The sequence below is a fragment of the Dyella sp. 01L423 genome (assembly GCF_056399945.1).
Genome location: NZ_JBFTSI010000001.1, coordinates 218102 through 233610 on the forward strand (window position 1 = coordinate 218102; position 15509 = coordinate 233610).

Genomic DNA, 15509 nt, shown 5'->3' on the forward strand with positions numbered 1-15509 from the left:
ACGGGGAAAATCCTCTGCCCATACGGCTGATGGATCTACTGGGACAACGCCGCGGCCTGCTTGGTTTCATTCAGGATCAGCGCGCTGGCGCGCTCGGCGATCATGATCACCGGTGCGTTGGTGTTGCCGCTGGGCAGGCTGGGCATCGCCGACGCATCGACTACGCGCAGGTTCTGCACGCCACGTACACGCAGCTCGCTGTCCAGCGGTGCGTCGCTGTCGCTGCCCATGCGGCAGGTCCCTACCGGGTGATAGATGGTCTCAGCCTTGCGCCGGATGAAGTCGGTGTACTCGGCATGGCTGGCGATTGCCCGCTCCGGAAAAACTGGCGCGCCTCGAAATGGGTTGAACGCCGGCTGGGAGAGGATCTCGCGCGACAGACGGGCGCCTTCGATCATGCGCTCAAGGTCGTGCCCCTCGCCATCGCCCAGGTAATTGGCATGGATGGCGATTGGTTCGGCGGGATCTGCCGAGCGCAGGCGCAGTGTGCCGCGACTGCGCGGATGCAGGTAGCAGGCATGCACCGTATAGCCGTAACCGGGCAGTCGATGGCGGCCGTGGTCATCCAGCAGCGCCGGCACAAAATGGAACTGCAGGTCGCAGCGCTCGTCCGTGGCCAGTCGGCTGCGCACGAAGCCGCCGGCCTCGGCGATGTTGGAGGTGCCCGGCCCGTCGCGATGACGCAGGAAGCGCCAGCCCGCCGCCAGTTCGTTGAGATGGTCGTAGGTGATCTTCCGCGTGCTGCCGTCGAGCGTGCAGATGTCCAGGTGATCCTGCAGGTTCGCGCCCACGCCGGGCTGATCGGCCTGCACGGCAAGGCCGTGTTCGCGTAAATGATCGGCTGGCCCTATGCCGGAGAGCATCAGCAGCTGCGGCGTGTTCACCGCGCCGCCGGCAAGGATCACCTCGCCGCCTTCAATCAGCGCATCGCTGCCTTGCAGTTGCACCCCGACAGCGCACCCTTGGGCAATCACCACGCGCGCCACCAGGGCGCCAGTACGCACCTCGAGATTTGGGCGCTCCTTCGCCGGTCGCAGATAAGCCACTGCGGTGGAGCAGCGTGCGCCGTTGCGCTGGGTCACCTGATACAGGCCAAAGCCGTCCTGCCTCGGACCATTGAAGTCGTCGTTGCGTGCGTAGCCGGCGCTCACGGCGCTGTTGATGAATACCTCGGATAACCCATTGCGATAACGGAGGTCGCTGACGCCGAGCGGGCCGCCGCTGCCGTGCAGGCTGCTCGCACCGCGCGTGTTGTCTTCGCTGCGCAGGAACCACGGCAGCACCTGCTCCCATGACCAGCGCGCGTCACCGGTGGCCTGTGCCCAGCGATCGTAGTCACCCGGCACGCCGCGGGCATAGCACATGGCGTTGATCGAACTGGAGCCGCCCAACGTCTTGCCGCGGGGCCACCACAGCGTGCGGCCCTGCAGCTGCTCTTGCGGTTCGGTGCGGTAGTTCCAGTTTAGGCGCCGGTTGTTGGCCAGGCGCGCGATGCCTGCCGGCATATGGATGAGCGGATGCCAGTCCGAAGGCCCGGCTTCGAGCAGCAGCACGCGCTTGCTACCGTTGGCGCTCAGGCGGTTGGCCAAGACGCAACCGGCTGAGCCGGCGCCGACGATGATGATGTCGTATGTCATCCTGATCCCCCGGTCCTTGTCGGTGTTCGCTAGGCCGCATGCTAGTCTGTGACGGACCCCCGCTGGAAACGCCGGTGAATACCCCCCGACCTGCCGCAGCGAACGAAGGCCTCGCGTCGATCCTCTCGGCAGTGGCCTTCTTCTTCGTGATGACGGCTTACTACATCATCCGGCCTGTGCGCGACCAGCTCAGCGGCGCCGTCGGATCCCAATCGCTACCCCTGTTCTACGCCAGCACCTTCGGCGTGATGCTGTTGCTGACGCCGGTGTTCGGCGCGCTGGTCTCGCATTTTTCGCGCAAGCGGCTGCTCGGCTGGAGCTACAGTTTCTTCGTCGCCTGCCTGCTCGCCTTCGTGCCGGCCTTCATGGCGCAGGATCGTATCGGCGCGCGCACGCTCGGCGTGGGCTTCTTCATCTGGGTCAGCGTGTTCAACCTGTTCGTGGTGTCGCTGTTCTGGAGCTTCATGGCGGACATCTTCAAGAGCGTGCAGGCGCGGCGCGTGTTCCCGCTGATCGCGCTGGGAGGGATGGCCGGTGCGATCTTCGGGCCGCTGGTGACCAAGTTTCTGGTGCAGATCATCGGCGTGGCCTCGCTGCTGGTGGTGTCGGCGGTGGCGCTGATGATTGCGCTGACGTTGTTGGTGACCCTGTCGTCGCGACACGATTGCCGCGATGAGGCACGCAACGATGAGCCCATCGGCGGTTCGCTGTGGGCCGGCATCAAGGAATTGTGGACGCGCCCGTTCCTGCGCTACATGGCGGTGCTGATGGTGCTGGGCGATGGCATCGGCACGCTGGCTTACGCGCTGATGGCCGACTACACCAAGGCGCACCTGCCGGATCGGGTGGCGCGCACTTCGTTCTACAACGACCTGGATCTCTACGCGAACCTGCTCGGCGCGGTGCTGCAACTGACACTGACGCGCTGGCTGCTGGTGCGCAAGGGAGCGGGTCCGGGCCTGGTGCTGCCTTCGCTGGTGAATTTCGTGCTGCTGGTGCTGCTGGTGATCGTGGGTATTGGCAACGTCAGCTTGTTCGGTGCGATGGTGCCCATGCTCTCGATCATGCTGGTCGGCTCGCGCGGCTTCGCCTATGGCATGACCAAGCCGGCAGTCGACGCGCTATACACCCGTGTGCCGCGCGAGACGCGCTACAAGGGCAAGAACTTCGTGGAGACGGCGATCTGGCGATTCGGCGATGTGCTGGTCACCAGTGGCGTGAGCGTGCTGGGCACGCTGGGCATGGCAGCCACCGGCATGGCCGGCATCGGTGCGGGCGTCGCGGTAGTGGCCACCTGGGTGGCCGCGCGCGCCGGTCATTCTCCCGACCTGCTGCCGGAGCAGCGGGTCGGAGAGGACGCGGCCGCGGAGGCCGAAGCCGCCAAAGCCTGAGCAAGACTCAGCTGGTGATGTAGCGCTGCAGTTGTTCGATCTGTTCGGCCTGGGCGTCGATCACTTCCTTCACCAGGTCGCCGATGGAAATCACACCCACGACCCGTTCGCCGGTCACCACGGGCAGGTGGCGGATGCGGCTGTCGGTGCACAGGCGCATGCAGTCGAACACGTCGGTATCGGGTCCCACCGTCAGCGGCGGGCTGCTCATGATTTCCGAAACCGCGGTCTGCGCGGAGGAGCGGCCCTGCAGGATCACCTTACGCGCGTAGTCACGTTCGGAGACGATGCCTACCAGCCGGTCCTCGCGCATCACCAGCAGCGCGCCGACGCGGCGCTCGGCCATGTGCTTGATCGCTTCAAGCACGGGCGCGTCCGGTGCAATGCTGAAAATGTCGGTGCCCTTGCCTTCCAGCAAATGCTTGACTTGTCGCATGCTTGAACCTCCCAGGAGGCCGCCGATCGGCCGCATGCAGGGAGTCTAGCGCCGCCGCGTAGACGTGGTGTTGGCCCGATGTGAAGCGCGCAGCGAAAGCCGCTCAGGACTTGGGACGCGCGCCGTAGCGCTCTTCGATGAAGTACAGCGGACGCTGTTTGCTCTCGGCGTAGTTGCGCCCCAGGTACTCGCCGATCACGCCCAGTGCGAGCAGCTGCACGCCACCCATGAAGAGGATCACCACCATCAGCGACGGGTAGCCGCGCACCGGATCGCCAAGCAGCAGGGCCTTGCCGAACACCCACAGGCCGAAGCCAAAGGCGAGTAGCGAGGCGAGCACGCCTGTCCAGGTGGCCAGCCGCAGGGGCGCGGTGGAGAACGAGGTAAAGCCTTCAATGGCCAGCTGCAGCAGACGCCAATAATTCCATTTGCTGGCGCCAGCCTGGCGTGGCTCGCGCAGGTAATGGACGGCTGTCTGCCGGTAGCCGATCCAGGTGAACAACCCCTTCATGAAGCGCTGGCGTTCGTGCAGCTGGCGCAAGGCGTCCAGCGCGCGGCGCGACAGCAGGCGGAAATCGCCCGTGTCACGCGGCACCTTGATATCGGAAACCTGCTCCATGCTGCGATAGAACAGGGCCGAGGTGAAACGCTTGAAGCCGGTTTCGCCCTGGCGCGCGCTACGCTTGGCATAGACCACATCGAAACCCTCGTGCCAGCGTTCCACCAGCGAGGGAATCAGCTCCGGCGGGTCCTGCAGGTCGGCATCGATCACGATGGCGGCATCGGCATCGACCTGGTCCAGGCCGGCGGTCAGCGCCGCTTCCTTGCCGAAGTTGCGCGAGAGTTTGATCGCGCCGACGCGGGCGTCGCCGGTGGCCAGGTTGCTGATCAGTTCCCAGGTGGCGTCGGTGCTGCCGTCATCGACGTAAAGCACGTCGCATGAGAACGGCAGTTCGTCCAGCACCCGGCTCAGCCGGAGATGGAAGCTCGGCAGCACGGCCGCCTCGTTATAGGCAGGCACGACAACGGTTAGGCGTGACATGGCAGGCGCGACGATTCCCCAGAGAGTGGGCGCATGCTAGTGCACTGCCTGGTCGCGGAGCGAGCCTCAGTGTCGCCGCGTGTCGCGCGGGGCCTGTCGGCTCTGCAGGTAACCCGGGCCGCCCAGTTGCCCCATCTGCTGCTGGATCCAGTTCGCACGGCTCTGCACGTAAGGCGTGGGGCGATCCGCGTGGAAGCGGCGAGGGCTGGGCAGCACCGCGGCGAGACGGGCCGCCTGTGCCGCGCCAAGGCGCGACGGGGCCATATGGAAGTACGCGTCGCTGGCCGCGCCCACGCCGTAGATGCCATCGCCCAGCTCGGCGATGTTCATGTACACCTCGAGGATGCGCTGCTTTGGCCAGGTCAGTTCGATCAGCACGGTGAAATACGCTTCCAGCCCTTTGCGGATGAAACTGCGTCCGTTCCACAGGAACAGGTTCTTGGCCGTCTGCTGGCTGATCGTGCTGGCGCCGCGCAGGCGACGGCCTTCGTCGGCGGCATCGACGGCGGTCTGGATAGAGTCGAAATCAAAGCCGTGGTGGTAGGGGAACTTCTGGTCCTCGCCGGCCACCATCGCTAGAGGCACATACGGTGAGACCTGACTCCAAGGCACCCAGCGATGCTGCAGGCGAAAGTCTTTCTCGCCGTGGATGAGCGCGCCCAGCTGGCGCTCGATCATCACTGCCGAGGTCAGGGGCGGCACGAAGCGCAGCACCAGCACCACCAGCCAGCTCAGCGCCAGCCAGGAGATCGCAAGCAGCATCAGGGTGCGGAGCAGACGGGCGGCGAACGGGCGTCGTGGATTCATGGCGGCGCTTGGACGGAATTGGCGGCAGTATAGGAGGCGCCAGCCCCTTCCCCGACAGCCTGTTCGAAGGTCGTTGTGCCGCGATGCAGGCGCCCCCATCTAGGGGGATTGCTCTTGAGAGGTCGATCCCGTGGAAACCGTGCTAGTCGAAGATGTACTGCATCGCTTCATGCTTGAGCGCGCAGGCGTGCGCGGCGTGCTCGTCCGTCTCGGCCCGGCCTGGCGCGAAGTTGCCGGCCGCGCCCATTATCCCGCCGCACTGCGCTCGGTGCTCGGCCAGACCCTGGCCGCCAGCGCGCTGCTGACCGGCAACATCAAGCTCGATGGCGCACTCTCGGTGGAACTCAAGAGCAGCGGCCCGCTGCGCCTATTGTTCGCCGAGTGCACCGATCACGGCCGCCTGCGCGGCCTTGCGCGCTGGAACGATCCGCTGCCCGAGACGCTGGATCTGGCAGCGATGCCGGACGCCATCATGGCCATCACCATCGGCAATGCCGAGCGCGGCCAGCGCTACCAGGGCCTGGTCGACCTGCAGCATCCGGAGCTGGCCTCGGCGTTGGAGAATTATTTCAGCCAGTCCGAACAGCTGCCGGCACGCATCGTGCTGGCGGCCGATGGCGAGCATGCCGTGGGCCTGATGCTGCAGAAACTGCCGGACGAAGGCGGCCACGACGCGGTGGAAGATGAAGACGCCTGGACGCGCATCCAGCATCTCACCGCCACGCTGGGCCAGCAGGAGCTGCTGTCCACGCCGCCGGAGCAGCTGTTGTATCGCCTCTACCACGAAGAGTCCGTGCGCCTGTTCGACCCACGCCCGCTGGCCTTCGGCTGCAGCTGCACGCGCGAGCGCGTGGAAGCCGTGCTGCGCTCGCTGGGCCGCGATGAAGTGGAGGCGGCGCTGGAAGCCCGTGAAGGCGAGATCGAAGTGATCTGCGAGTTCTGCGCGCAGCGCTATACCTTCGATCGCGTGGATGCGGAGCATCTGCTTAGCGTGACGCCGGCGGCGAGTGCGCCGCATACGGCGCAGTAAATCCTGTGATGTGACAAAGGCCGGCCACCGCAAGGTGCCGGCCTTTTCTTTTGCCCGTCATTCCGGCGCAGGCCGAAATCCAGTGGCGTCGGTTCTGGGTTGTCGCGATCTGACAGCCTGCGCTGGAGGTTCGGCAACAATCCACTGCATCGCTACTGGATTCCGCCCTGCGCCGGAATGACGGTCAGGAGGAACTGAGGGACCGAAAGAAAGTGCTCTGCGCCCTACGGCAACGCGAAATGATGCTCGCGCTGCAGCCACACCTCGGCCATCTTCGGCGTGGCGAACAGGAAACCCTGGCCGAAGCGGCAGCCGATGCGCAGCAGCGCCTCGCGCTGGTCCTCTTCCTCGATGCCTTCGGCGATCACCTGCATCTGCAGCGAATTGGCCAGCGCCTGGATGGCGCGCACCACGGCAGCGCCGTGACCGCCTTCGCGCGGCAGTTCGACGATGAAGGAGCGATCGATCTTCAGTGTCTCGATCGGGTACTGGTGCAGGTAACTCAGCGACGAGTAGCCGGTGCCGAAGTCATCCAGCGCGATGCTCACGCCATGGCCGCGCAGATTGTCGAGCATGCGCTTCACCTGGACGGCGTTCTCCAGCAGCGCGCGCTCAGTCACCTCTACGCGCAGGCAGCGCGGCGGCAGGTGATGCGACTCGATCAGGTCGAGCAGGCGCTTGTCCAGGTCGAGCGAACGGAAGTGGCGGCCGGACACGTTGATGCTGACGAAGCCATCGCTGCCCGCCAGCGCTTCGGCCTGGGCGCAGACCTGCTCGAAGATCTGCCAGTCGATGGCTTCCGAGCAGCCGCTTTCTTCGGCTACGGCGAGGAAGTCGCCGGGCGTCAGCAGCCCGCGATCCGGGTGGCGCCAGCGCAGCAAGGCTTCGTAGCCCACGGTGCGGCCCGTCTGCAGTGCCACGATGGGTTGGTAGAACGGCACGAACTCGTTGCGGCTCAGCGCACGGCGCAGGTCGCCTTCCATTTCCAGCAGCGACAATGCTTCGCGGCGCAGGCGATCGTCGAATACCGCGGCGCGGTGGCGACCTTCGTCCTTGGCGCGATACATCGCGGCGTCGGCGTCGCGCAGCAATTCTTCCGGGCGCTGGTAATGCGGGCTGGGCAGGGCGATGCCTATCGATGCCGAGGTAAAGATTTCCTTGGCGCCAAGGCGGAACGGCGTCTGCAACTCATCGATGATGCGCTCGGCGATGAGCATCGCCATCTTCGGATCGGTGATGCCTTCGGCCAGCACGGCGAACTCGTCGCCGCCCAGGCGCGCCACCACGTCGCGCGTCTTGAGGCAGGCGCGGATGCGGCCGCCCACCTGGAACAACAGATCGTCGCCGACCAGGTGGCCGACGGAATCGTTGATGACCTTGAAGCGATCCAGGTCGATGAACAGCACCGCGAACAATTCCTGCGTGTCGCCGTGATAGCGCTGCAGCGCCTGCTCGAGACGCTGCAGCAGCAGCGTGCGATTGGGCAGGCCGGTCAGCGAATCGTGCAGGGTTTCGTACTTGAGGCGGCGCTCCACGCGCTCGCGCTCGGCAATCTGTTCGCGCAGGTCGCGGTTGGCCAGGGCGAGGGCGCGCGTGCGTTCGGTGACGCGGCGCTCCAGGCTCGCATAGGCCTGCTTAAGCGATTCGGTGGTGTGCTTGCGTTGCAGCGCGTTGGCGACGTGGTAGCCCACGAACGTGAGCAGCTCCTGGTCACGCACGTCGTAGGTGTGCTCCGGCGAGTAGCTCTGCACGGCCAGCACACCCATCGCGCGATCGCCCCAGACCAGCGGCACGCCAAGCCAGCACACCGAGCGCGAACCACGATGGGTGATTTCACCGCTCTGCTGCAGGCGATCGAATTCCGCCGGATCGGCCAGCAGCGGCTTGGCATGGCGCAGCACGAATTCGGTGACACCGCGGCCATGCGCACGCGGCAGGCGCACGGTGTCGAACTCGTCGACCGAGTAGGGGAAGCTGAGGGTTTTCTGCTCTTCGTCCAGCAACGCGATATAGAAGTTGCGCGCGTAGAGCAGGCCGCCGATCACGCGATGGACGGCGGCATAGAAGTTGTCGATGCTTTCGGAAGCATTGGCCAGCTCCGCGATGCGGAACAGCGCCGCCTGCAGGCGCTCGCCGCGCTGGCGCTGCAGCACTTGCTGGCGCAGCACGCGGTTGGCTTCGCGCAATGCCGCCGTACGGCTGGAGACGCGGCGTTCAAGCTCCTCATGGGCTTCGCGTCGTTCAAGCGCGGTCTGCACATGTTTGGCGACGTAGCTGAGCAGTTCGCGGTCATGCTCGCTGTAATGGGTGTCCTCGCGATAGCTCTGCATCACGATGCCGCCGACCACGCGGCCGTCGCGCAGCAGGGGCACGCCGAGCCAGTGCTCGCACACCGGGCCAAGCAGCACGAAGCGTCCCTTGAACTGTTCGGTCAACTCGGCCACCGAACCCATGATCGCCTGGCCGCCCTGCAGCAGATTCCAGGTGAGGCTGTAACGCATCTCCTGCAGCGGCACCGATTCGTCGGGCGAGGGCGGCTCCTTGTCCATCGTGTCGACGTAATACGGGAAGCGCACCGTGTCGGTGGCGGCGTCGTACAAGGAGATGTAGAAATTTTCCGCGTACATCAGGCTGCCGAGGATGGCGTGCAGCGAGTGCATCATCTCGGTCATGTTGTGCTCTGCGCCTGCCTGATCGGCAATGGCGTAGAGCGCACGCTGCAGTCGCTCGGCGAGCGCCAACCGCGAGATGGCTTCGTAAAGGCGCGAGGTTTCCGCCAGTTGGCGCAGGCGACAGGCCACCAGCCGGCCGATCCACGCGAGGTTCTCTCTCATCGGGTCCGAGATCGAACCCGTGGGCAGAGCCAGCACCAGCGAACGCAGGCCCTGCGGATCCTCCGCCAGGTCCAGCTGGGTGATCTGCTCGTTCGGCGGCTCCGTGTCGCCCAGTAGGCGCCAATGCAGGCGGCCTTCGATGCCCAGATCGCGCAGCATGACCTCGCAGATTTCCGCCACGCTCGCAGCATCAGCCGCGCGGAAGAGTCGCTCCACCGCGGCATGCATGGCTGCGACAGCGCTGTCTGCAGGCCATGTGGGGATCGTGCTGGAAGGGGCGGACGTCATCAGTCGTGGGACGATTCCGGGCATTGTCGACAGGAGACGACTATATATCGCCTCCATTCAGCTTTGTCGCCGGGTCTGTGAACCGGGAACCTATTGGGGTTCCGGATGTCAAAAATTTGTGAGTCGAGGCCATACGGACTTGGTTCACAAACTGGGAATCTAGGTGTTAGCAAAAAGTAAAATGTGGTATCGTTAGGCCTAACTCGTCTCTGGGAGGGGGCGAATCCGTTCCTGCCTATCTGTATCGCGGGGGTTTCGCGTTTCATGCGTCGTCTGTTCTTGTCATTGCCACTGCTGTTGATGCCGCTGATCGCGGCAGGACAGACTGCGGCCAATGATTCGTACAGCGCGGCCGGGCGCCTGCTCTCGCAGACGCCGGATCAGACCTCCCAGGCCGCCGCCAACGGCGTGCCGCTGTGGCGCGGCTCCGATGGCCGCTGGCTGGCGCTGCAGTCGAGCAGCGATACGCTCGGTTCCTCCCAGTTGGCCGATACGCCGCTGCAGTTCCGCGCGGTGGATTCGGCGACCGTGCAGTCCAACGAATTCCGTTATGGCATCGCTCCCAACGTGCAGGCGCACGTGGGCGTGAGCGAGCACAACTGGGCGAACAACCAGGCGCCGCGCATCATCGGCAGCGAAGTGGGCGCTACTTATAACGACGGTCGCTATACGCTCGGCCTGAGCGTGGGTACCGACAATGTGCAGGGCGCTGCCACGCTGCCGCGTCTGCTTCCCGGCGCCTTGCCGGGCGTCAACGGGCTGTCCGCCTTTGACAGCAGCACCCAGGTCAACGCGCGCGGCCGCTTCGCCCTGGATGGCAAGAGCGGCATCGATCTGGGCGCCAGCGTGGGTCGTGTCCGTCTGTTGCCGGGCAATGTGATGGGCGTGAATGCGCTCGACCAGAAAGCGGTGAGCTTCGGCGTCGATCGCGGTCCGCTGAGCGGCAGCATCGTGGGTCGTACGATGGCGCCGGAAGCGGGTGTGCCCGGTGGCGCCGGCTATAACCCGGATCGTCGCTGGAACAGCATCGACCTGGGCGTGACCTGGCGTCTGCCGTGGCAGGGCCAATTGAGCATCGGCGCGCAGAATCTGTGGTCGTCGGGCAATGCCATCAATACGCCGGCGGGCCCGGAGCCCGATCAGTCGCGCACGCCGTACGTGCAGTACCACCAGGATCTCTGATTCAAGCCGTCGACCATCGGTTGGACGCGCAAAGAAAACGCCGGGCTTGCCCGGCGTTTTTCGTTAGTGCCTGTCGAAGATCAATCCTGCCGGCGGATACGGAGGTCACCGCTGAAGGTTTCGACATTCATCTTGGCGCCGCCGGCACCCGCCGTGGCCTCCAACTCGCTGCCGGGACCGTGTTCGGGCTTCTTCACCGTGCCGAAGTCGCTGCGCAGGTCGCCGCTGAAGGTGGAGGCCTTGATGATCGCCGACAGATTGGACGGCACCTGGATCTGCACGTCGCCGCTCATGCTGTCGACGTCGTAGCTGCCATTCGGTGCGACGCCGCCGGCCAGCTGCACATCACCCGAGACGGTGCTCAGGTTGAGCTTGCGCCACGGACCTCCGCTGACATGGATGCGACCGGAGACCGTCTGCAGGTTGGCCTCGGCGCCCACGTTCGGCGCGAGGATGTCGCCGCTCACCGTCTGCAAGGCCACTTTGTCCGCGCTACCTGCCAGCTCAAGGCTGCCGCTGACGGCGTCGGCATCGACGCTGGGCGAGCGGGCATTGATGCGTGCCTTGCCGCTGACCGTGTTGACCTTGATGCTGCCGCCGTCGATGCCGTCGATATTCATCGGCGCGCTCACCACGTCGACATCGATCGAGGCGCCCTTGGGCACGCGCACGTCCAGCGTAGTCGAGCCCATCGAGCTGTCGCTGCCCCAGCTGAACAAACCGGACTTGCCCTGCGATTCGACCTTGATGCTCAGGCTGCTGTTGCTGCCTTCGATGGCCAGCGGCTTGGCGCCGTCGCCGAGACGGCCGGTGACCTGCACCTGGTTGCGATCCCAGGCGCTCACGGTCACTGCGCCCTTGACGTTGCTGATGCTCACGTGCGCGTTGGGCAACGCGTCGTGGCTGAGGTTGATGGGCGTGTCGGCCAGGGCCTGGCCGATCGACAGGCTGAGCAGGAGTGGGATGACGCGTGCGGTTTTCATGGTGAAGGCTCCGCTGGACTCAACCAGCCTGGTGTTCCATCTGTCGCAGCTGCGACTGTTGTTTCTGGGTGCGCATAAGCAGTCGCTGCAGCGCCGGCGAGTCGGGCGCCTGCTCGATGGCCTGGCGCAGTTCCATGTTGGCGGCATCCAGTTCCACCGCCGCGCCGGCAAGGCGCGGATCGTTCGGGCGCCAGCGGCTCACATCCGGCGTGCTGGCGGCCGTGGCGTTGGCCAGGGTGCGATCGCGCAAGTGCACCGCGAGACTGCCCGCAAACAGCGACAATCCGACGAAGCTGGCGGCGATCAGCCAGTTGTGCGGCTGCCGCCATGCGCGTCGCGCGATGGGCATGACCGTGCTGGTGTCGGCTGCATCCAGTGCAGCTTCGATCCCAGGCCACAGATCGCGGTGTGGCGTTACCGGTTCGCGCAGGGCGCGTGTCTGGCGCAGCCATTCAAATTCGTTCATGAGCGTTCTCCCAAAACTTTCCGCAGCAGGCCGCGTGCGCGATGCAATTGCGCCTTGGACGAACCCACTGCCATGCCGAGTTCGGCACCGATCTCCTCGTGTCGCCAACCTTCCACGTCGTGCAGCACCAGCACCGCGCGCGCCCGTGGCGGCAGTTTGCCAATCGCACGTTCCAGTTCTTCGCGTTCGGCGGCGCAGAACGGCGTTTCACCGTGATCGGGGAGGAGTTCCTCGTCCATCATGGTGACCGGGTCCGAGCCGCGCGACCTGATATCCATCAACGCGACATTGACTGCCAGGCGATACAGCCAGGTACTGAACGCACTATCGCCGCGAAAGCCGGACAGCTTCTGCCAGGCGCGGATGAAGGCCTCTTGCGTGAGATCTTCCGCGCGGGCGTGGTCGTAGCCGGCCAGGCGAAGAATGGCGCCGTAGATGCGGTCCACATGCGCCCGATAGAGCCGCTGGAAAGCCGCGCGATCGCCGCTCGCCGCCGCCTGGACGTCGTCCATGTCGTGGGGATCCGCGGCGGGCGCTGGCGGCGGCATCGTGGTTCCGGTGGCGGGGCAGGCAGCAATCATCTTGCCAGCTTGGATGCACCGGCGCGCTGCAGGGTTTAGAGCCGGCGACCGAGGAAGGAGTCAGCGGCAGGAGATCCTCGCCGGCCGCGTCGGGCCGGCGAGGGGGAGGGCGTCAGGAGGCGACGGCCGCGCGCGGCGAGACAGCCGCATCGTTGAGCGCCTTGGCGACACGCTGCTGCTCGGCATGCAGCTCGTGCGGCATGCGCTGGCCGAAGCTCTCGAGGTATTCGCCGATGGCGGCGAGCTCGGCGGTCCAGCCGGCCTGGTCCACTTCGAACAAGGTGTCGACCGTGGCGCGGTCGAGCTGCAGATCATCGAGCTTGATCTCGCCGGCCTTCGGCAGCGTGCCGATGGCCGTATGGTTGCCCGCGGCGCGGCCTTCCACGCGGTCGATCATCCACTGCAGCACGCGCAGGTTGTCGCCGAAGCCCGGCCACAGGAAGCGGCCGTCGTCGCCCTTGCGGAACCAGTTGACGTGGAAAATCTTCGGCAGCTTGGCGCCCGGCTGGTCGAACGACAGCCAGTGACGGAAGTAGTCGCCATAGTGATAGCCGGCGAACGGCTTCATGGCCATCGAGTCGCGACGCAGCACGCCCACGGCGCCGGTGGCGGCGGCGGTGGTTTCCGAGCCCATGGCGGCGCCGACGAGGACGCCGTGCTTCCAGTCCTTCGCCTCGAACACCAGCGGAATCAGCGAGGGACGGCGACCGCCGAACACGATGGCGCTGATCGGCACGCCCTGCGCATCTTCGGCGCGCGGCGACCAGGTCGGGCACTGCTTGGCGCTCACCGTGAAGCGCGAGTTTGGATGCGCGGCCGGACCGTTCGCCGGGTCATAGGGGCGACCCTGCCAGTCGGTGACCGGCGTACCCGGCAGGCCTTCCCACCACGGCTGGTTGTCGGCGGTGACGGCGACGTTGGTGAAGATGGTGTCGCGCGCAATGGTCGACAGCGCGTTCGGATTGGTGGCGTCGCTGGTACCCGGCGCCACGCCGAAATAACCGGCTTCCGGATTGATCGCGTACAGACGGCCATCCGCACCCGGGCGCATCCAGCAGATGTCGTCGCCCACTGTCCACACTTTCCAACCGTCCTGGCGGTAAGCCTCCGGCGGAATGAGCATGGCCAGGTTGGTCTTGCCGCAGGCGGACGGGAAGGCAGCGGCGATGTAATGCGTTTCGCCCTGCGGGTTCTCGATGCCCACGATCAGCATGTGTTCGGCCAGCCAGCCCTCGGACTTGGCCTGGTAGCTGGCGATGCGCAGCGCGTGGCACTTCTTGCCCAGCAGCGCGTTGCCGCCGTAGCCCGAGCCATACGACTTGATGGTCAGCTCGTCAGGGAAATGCATGATGAAGCGGCGCTCGGGGTCGAGCTCGCCGGTGGAGTGCAGGCCTTTGACGAAGGTCCCCTCGCGCTCGATGCGCGCCTGTGCGGCGGCGCCCATGCGCGTCATGGTGCGCATGTTGGCAACCACGTACGGGCTATCGGTGATCTCCACGCCGCAGCGAGCGAGCGGGGAATCAATCGGGCCCATGCAATAGGGGATCACATACATGGTGCGGCCTTCCATGCAGCCGTCGAACAGCGCATCCATCTTGGCGTGCGCTTCGGCTGGGGCCATCCAATGGTTGTTCGGGCCAGCGTCGTCCTGGGTGTCGGTGCACACGAAAGTGAGGTGCTCGACGCGCGCCACGTCGGAGGGGCTCGAGCGATGCAGGTAGCAGCCCGGATGGGTCTCCTGGTTCAACTCGATCAGGTCGCCGGTGCCCAGCATGTGCTGCACCAGCTGCTGGTACTCGGAGTCCGAGCCGTCGCACCAATGGATCTTTGCGGGACGGGTCAGCGCCGCGACCTCATCAACCCAGCGCTGCAGCGCAGCCAGCTTGCTCGACATCGTTTCCTCACTCTGGTCTTGAGCTAAAAAAGAACAGAAACGGTAACTTACGTGCACTGGCATGGCAAGGTATGGCGCAGCAAAAGCAAACTGGGCGCACCCCAATTTCGTTGCCCGACCCGATAGTTACAGGTGTAACTGCAGACCAATTCGGCAGCTGGACTACCAGTGGTTGGGGTGGTCTTGTCCATGCGACCGGCCGGCCCTGCGCCCATAAAAAAAGCCGCCCGAGGGCGGCTTTCGTGCATCGATGGTGCCTGGCCGAGGATCAGGCCGGCGTGAGGGTGCGGATCATGTGCTCCACGTAGGCATCGAACTCGTCATGGCTGATGCGCGGCAGGCCCAGTGTGAAATTGAGCTGCAGGAAGCCGACGTAGGCGGCATACGTCAGCCGCGCGCGATTGAGCGCTTCTTCCGGCACCAGGCCGGCTTCGCTGTAGATGGTGGTGAGAAATTCCATGCGGCGCTGCGAAACGCGCGCCATCACCGGCACTACTTGCGGATGGTCCAGCGCCTTCAGCAGCGCGGCATACACGCGGTGCGGGGCGATTTCGTGTGCCACGCGACGGAACAATTCGGGTAGGCGCGCGCGCGGATCGGGCATGGCCTCGATCTGGCTGATCACCTCTTTCTCGCCGTATTGCTCCCAGCGTTCCAGCGCCGCCTGCAGTAGCGCTTCGCGCGTACGGAAATGCCAGTAGAAGCTGCCCTTGGTCACGCCCAGCTGGCGGGCCAGCGCCTCAACGGCGAGTGCGCCAACGCCTTGGTCGGCGATCAGCCTGAGGGCGGCGTCTTCCCAATCCTCGGCGGAAAGGCGGGTGCGTTCGGGTTTGGCGCTTGCATTCATACGCGTATGGTAGCCCCTGCGGGCCGCTTTGCAATTGGCGTCCCGGCAAGTCGTTGAATCGGCGGAAACTCCGAGTTGCCGCAGCGCATAT

At 65.5% G+C, this 15509-nt stretch carries 13 protein-coding genes; 3 read left to right on the forward strand and 10 right to left on the reverse strand.

What is annotated here, in order from left to right:
* Positions 1-35: 35 nt before the first annotated feature.
* Positions 36-1637, reverse strand: coding sequence for a GMC family oxidoreductase (locus AC1DMY_RS00975; protein WP_477163187.1), 1602 nt, complete (start codon positions 1635-1637; stop codon positions 36-38).
* 74 nt (positions 1638-1711) lie between these two features.
* Here AC1DMY_RS00975 and AC1DMY_RS00980 point away from each other — a divergent pair, with 74 nt between their 5' ends.
* Entirely contained in the window at positions 1712-3028 is a 1317-nt protein-coding gene (locus AC1DMY_RS00980) for an NTP/NDP exchange transporter (protein ID WP_477163188.1), read from the forward strand.
* A 7-nt stretch (positions 3029-3035) separates the two neighbouring features.
* On the opposite strand, the gene AC1DMY_RS00985 is transcribed toward AC1DMY_RS00980, so the two are convergent.
* The 3 genes from AC1DMY_RS00985 to mtgA form a co-directional block, all read right to left on the reverse strand.
* Positions 3036-3464, reverse strand: coding sequence for a CBS domain-containing protein (locus AC1DMY_RS00985; protein WP_121877911.1), 429 nt, complete (start codon positions 3462-3464; stop codon positions 3036-3038).
* A gap of 103 nt (positions 3465-3567) precedes the next feature.
* Positions 3568-4506, reverse strand: a complete 939-nt coding sequence (locus tag AC1DMY_RS00990; protein ID WP_477163189.1) for a glycosyltransferase family 2 protein — start codon at positions 4504-4506, stop codon at positions 3568-3570.
* 66 nt (positions 4507-4572) lie between these two features.
* Positions 4573-5313: a monofunctional biosynthetic peptidoglycan transglycosylase gene (gene mtgA, locus AC1DMY_RS00995; protein WP_477163190.1), complete on the reverse strand. Its 741-nt coding sequence runs from the start codon at positions 5311-5313 to the stop codon at positions 4573-4575.
* A 130-nt stretch (positions 5314-5443) separates the two neighbouring features.
* On the opposite strand from mtgA, the gene hslO reads away from it, so the two are divergent.
* A complete protein-coding gene (gene hslO, locus AC1DMY_RS01000) occupies positions 5444-6343 on the forward strand; it encodes an Hsp33 family molecular chaperone HslO (protein WP_477163191.1) in 900 nt (299 codons plus the stop codon).
* 224 nt (positions 6344-6567) lie between these two features.
* Here the strand turns inward: hslO and AC1DMY_RS01005 are convergent, their stop codons facing one another.
* The gene (locus tag AC1DMY_RS01005) at positions 6568-9405 is read right to left on the reverse strand and encodes a bifunctional diguanylate cyclase/phosphodiesterase (protein WP_477163192.1); all 2838 of its coding nucleotides are present in this window, start codon (positions 9403-9405) and stop codon (positions 6568-6570) included.
* Positions 9406-9729: 324 nt separating this feature from the next.
* On the opposite strand from AC1DMY_RS01005, the gene AC1DMY_RS01010 reads away from it, so the two are divergent.
* Positions 9730-10647: a hypothetical protein gene (locus tag AC1DMY_RS01010; protein WP_477163193.1), complete on the forward strand. Its 918-nt coding sequence runs from the start codon at positions 9730-9732 to the stop codon at positions 10645-10647.
* Between the two features lie 80 nt (positions 10648-10727).
* Here AC1DMY_RS01010 and AC1DMY_RS01015 read toward each other — a convergent pair whose 3' ends face one another.
* The 5 genes from AC1DMY_RS01015 to AC1DMY_RS01035 all read right to left on the reverse strand — a co-directional run bounded on the left by AC1DMY_RS01015 (position 10728) and on the right by AC1DMY_RS01035 (position 15418).
* Positions 10728-11630 carry a DUF4097 family beta strand repeat-containing protein gene (locus AC1DMY_RS01015; protein ID WP_477163194.1) on the reverse strand — a complete coding sequence of 301 codons (903 nt, stop codon included), beginning with the start codon at positions 11628-11630 and terminating at the stop codon, positions 10728-10730.
* Between the two features lie 19 nt (positions 11631-11649).
* The gene (locus AC1DMY_RS01020) at positions 11650-12096 is read right to left on the reverse strand and encodes a hypothetical protein (RefSeq protein ID WP_477163195.1); all 447 of its coding nucleotides are present in this window, start codon (positions 12094-12096) and stop codon (positions 11650-11652) included.
* Entirely contained in the window at positions 12093-12644 is a 552-nt protein-coding gene (locus tag AC1DMY_RS01025; RefSeq protein ID WP_477163196.1) for an RNA polymerase sigma factor, read from the reverse strand. The genes AC1DMY_RS01020 and AC1DMY_RS01025 overlap by 4 nt, the downstream gene beginning before the upstream one ends.
* A gap of 145 nt (positions 12645-12789) precedes the next feature.
* Entirely contained in the window at positions 12790-14634 is a 1845-nt protein-coding gene (locus AC1DMY_RS01030) for a phosphoenolpyruvate carboxykinase (GTP) (RefSeq protein ID WP_477163197.1), read from the reverse strand.
* 205 nt (positions 14635-14839) lie between these two features.
* Entirely contained in the window at positions 14840-15418 is a 579-nt protein-coding gene (locus AC1DMY_RS01035; protein ID WP_441604965.1) for a TetR/AcrR family transcriptional regulator, read from the reverse strand.
* Between the last annotated feature and the right edge of the window lie 91 nt (positions 15419-15509).

Bases quoted from the DNA above. Each gene is read 5' to 3' on its own strand.
- AC1DMY_RS01035 (WP_441604965.1), bottom strand. From the start codon at position 15,418: ATGAATGCAAGCGCCAAACCCGAACGCACCCGCCTTTCCGCCGAGGAT.
- AC1DMY_RS01010 (WP_477163193.1), top strand. From the start codon at position 9,730: ATGCGTCGTCTGTTCTTGTCATTGCCACTGCTGTTGATGCCGCTGATC.
- mtgA (WP_477163190.1), bottom strand. From the start codon at position 5,313: ATGAATCCACGACGCCCGTTCGCCGCCCGTCTGCTCCGCACCCTGATG.
- AC1DMY_RS00975 (WP_477163187.1), bottom strand. From the start codon at position 1,637: ATGACATACGACATCATCATCGTCGGCGCCGGCTCAGCCGGTTGCGTC.
- AC1DMY_RS00990 (WP_477163189.1), bottom strand. From the start codon at position 4,506: ATGTCACGCCTAACCGTTGTCGTGCCTGCCTATAACGAGGCGGCCGTG.
- AC1DMY_RS01025 (WP_477163196.1), bottom strand. From the start codon at position 12,644: ATGCCGCCGCCAGCGCCCGCCGCGGATCCCCACGACATGGACGACGTC.
- AC1DMY_RS00985 (WP_121877911.1), bottom strand. From the start codon at position 3,464: ATGCGACAAGTCAAGCATTTGCTGGAAGGCAAGGGCACCGACATTTTC.
- AC1DMY_RS01015 (WP_477163194.1), bottom strand. From the start codon at position 11,630: ATGAAAACCGCACGCGTCATCCCACTCCTGCTCAGCCTGTCGATCGGC.
- AC1DMY_RS01005 (WP_477163192.1), bottom strand. From the start codon at position 9,405: ATGCATGCCGCGGTGGAGCGACTCTTCCGCGCGGCTGATGCTGCGAGC.
- AC1DMY_RS01020 (WP_477163195.1), bottom strand. From the start codon at position 12,096: ATGAACGAATTTGAATGGCTGCGCCAGACACGCGCCCTGCGCGAACCG.
- AC1DMY_RS01030 (WP_477163197.1), bottom strand. From the start codon at position 14,634: ATGCCAGTGCACGTAAGTTACCGTTTCTGTTCTTTTTTAGCTCAAGAC.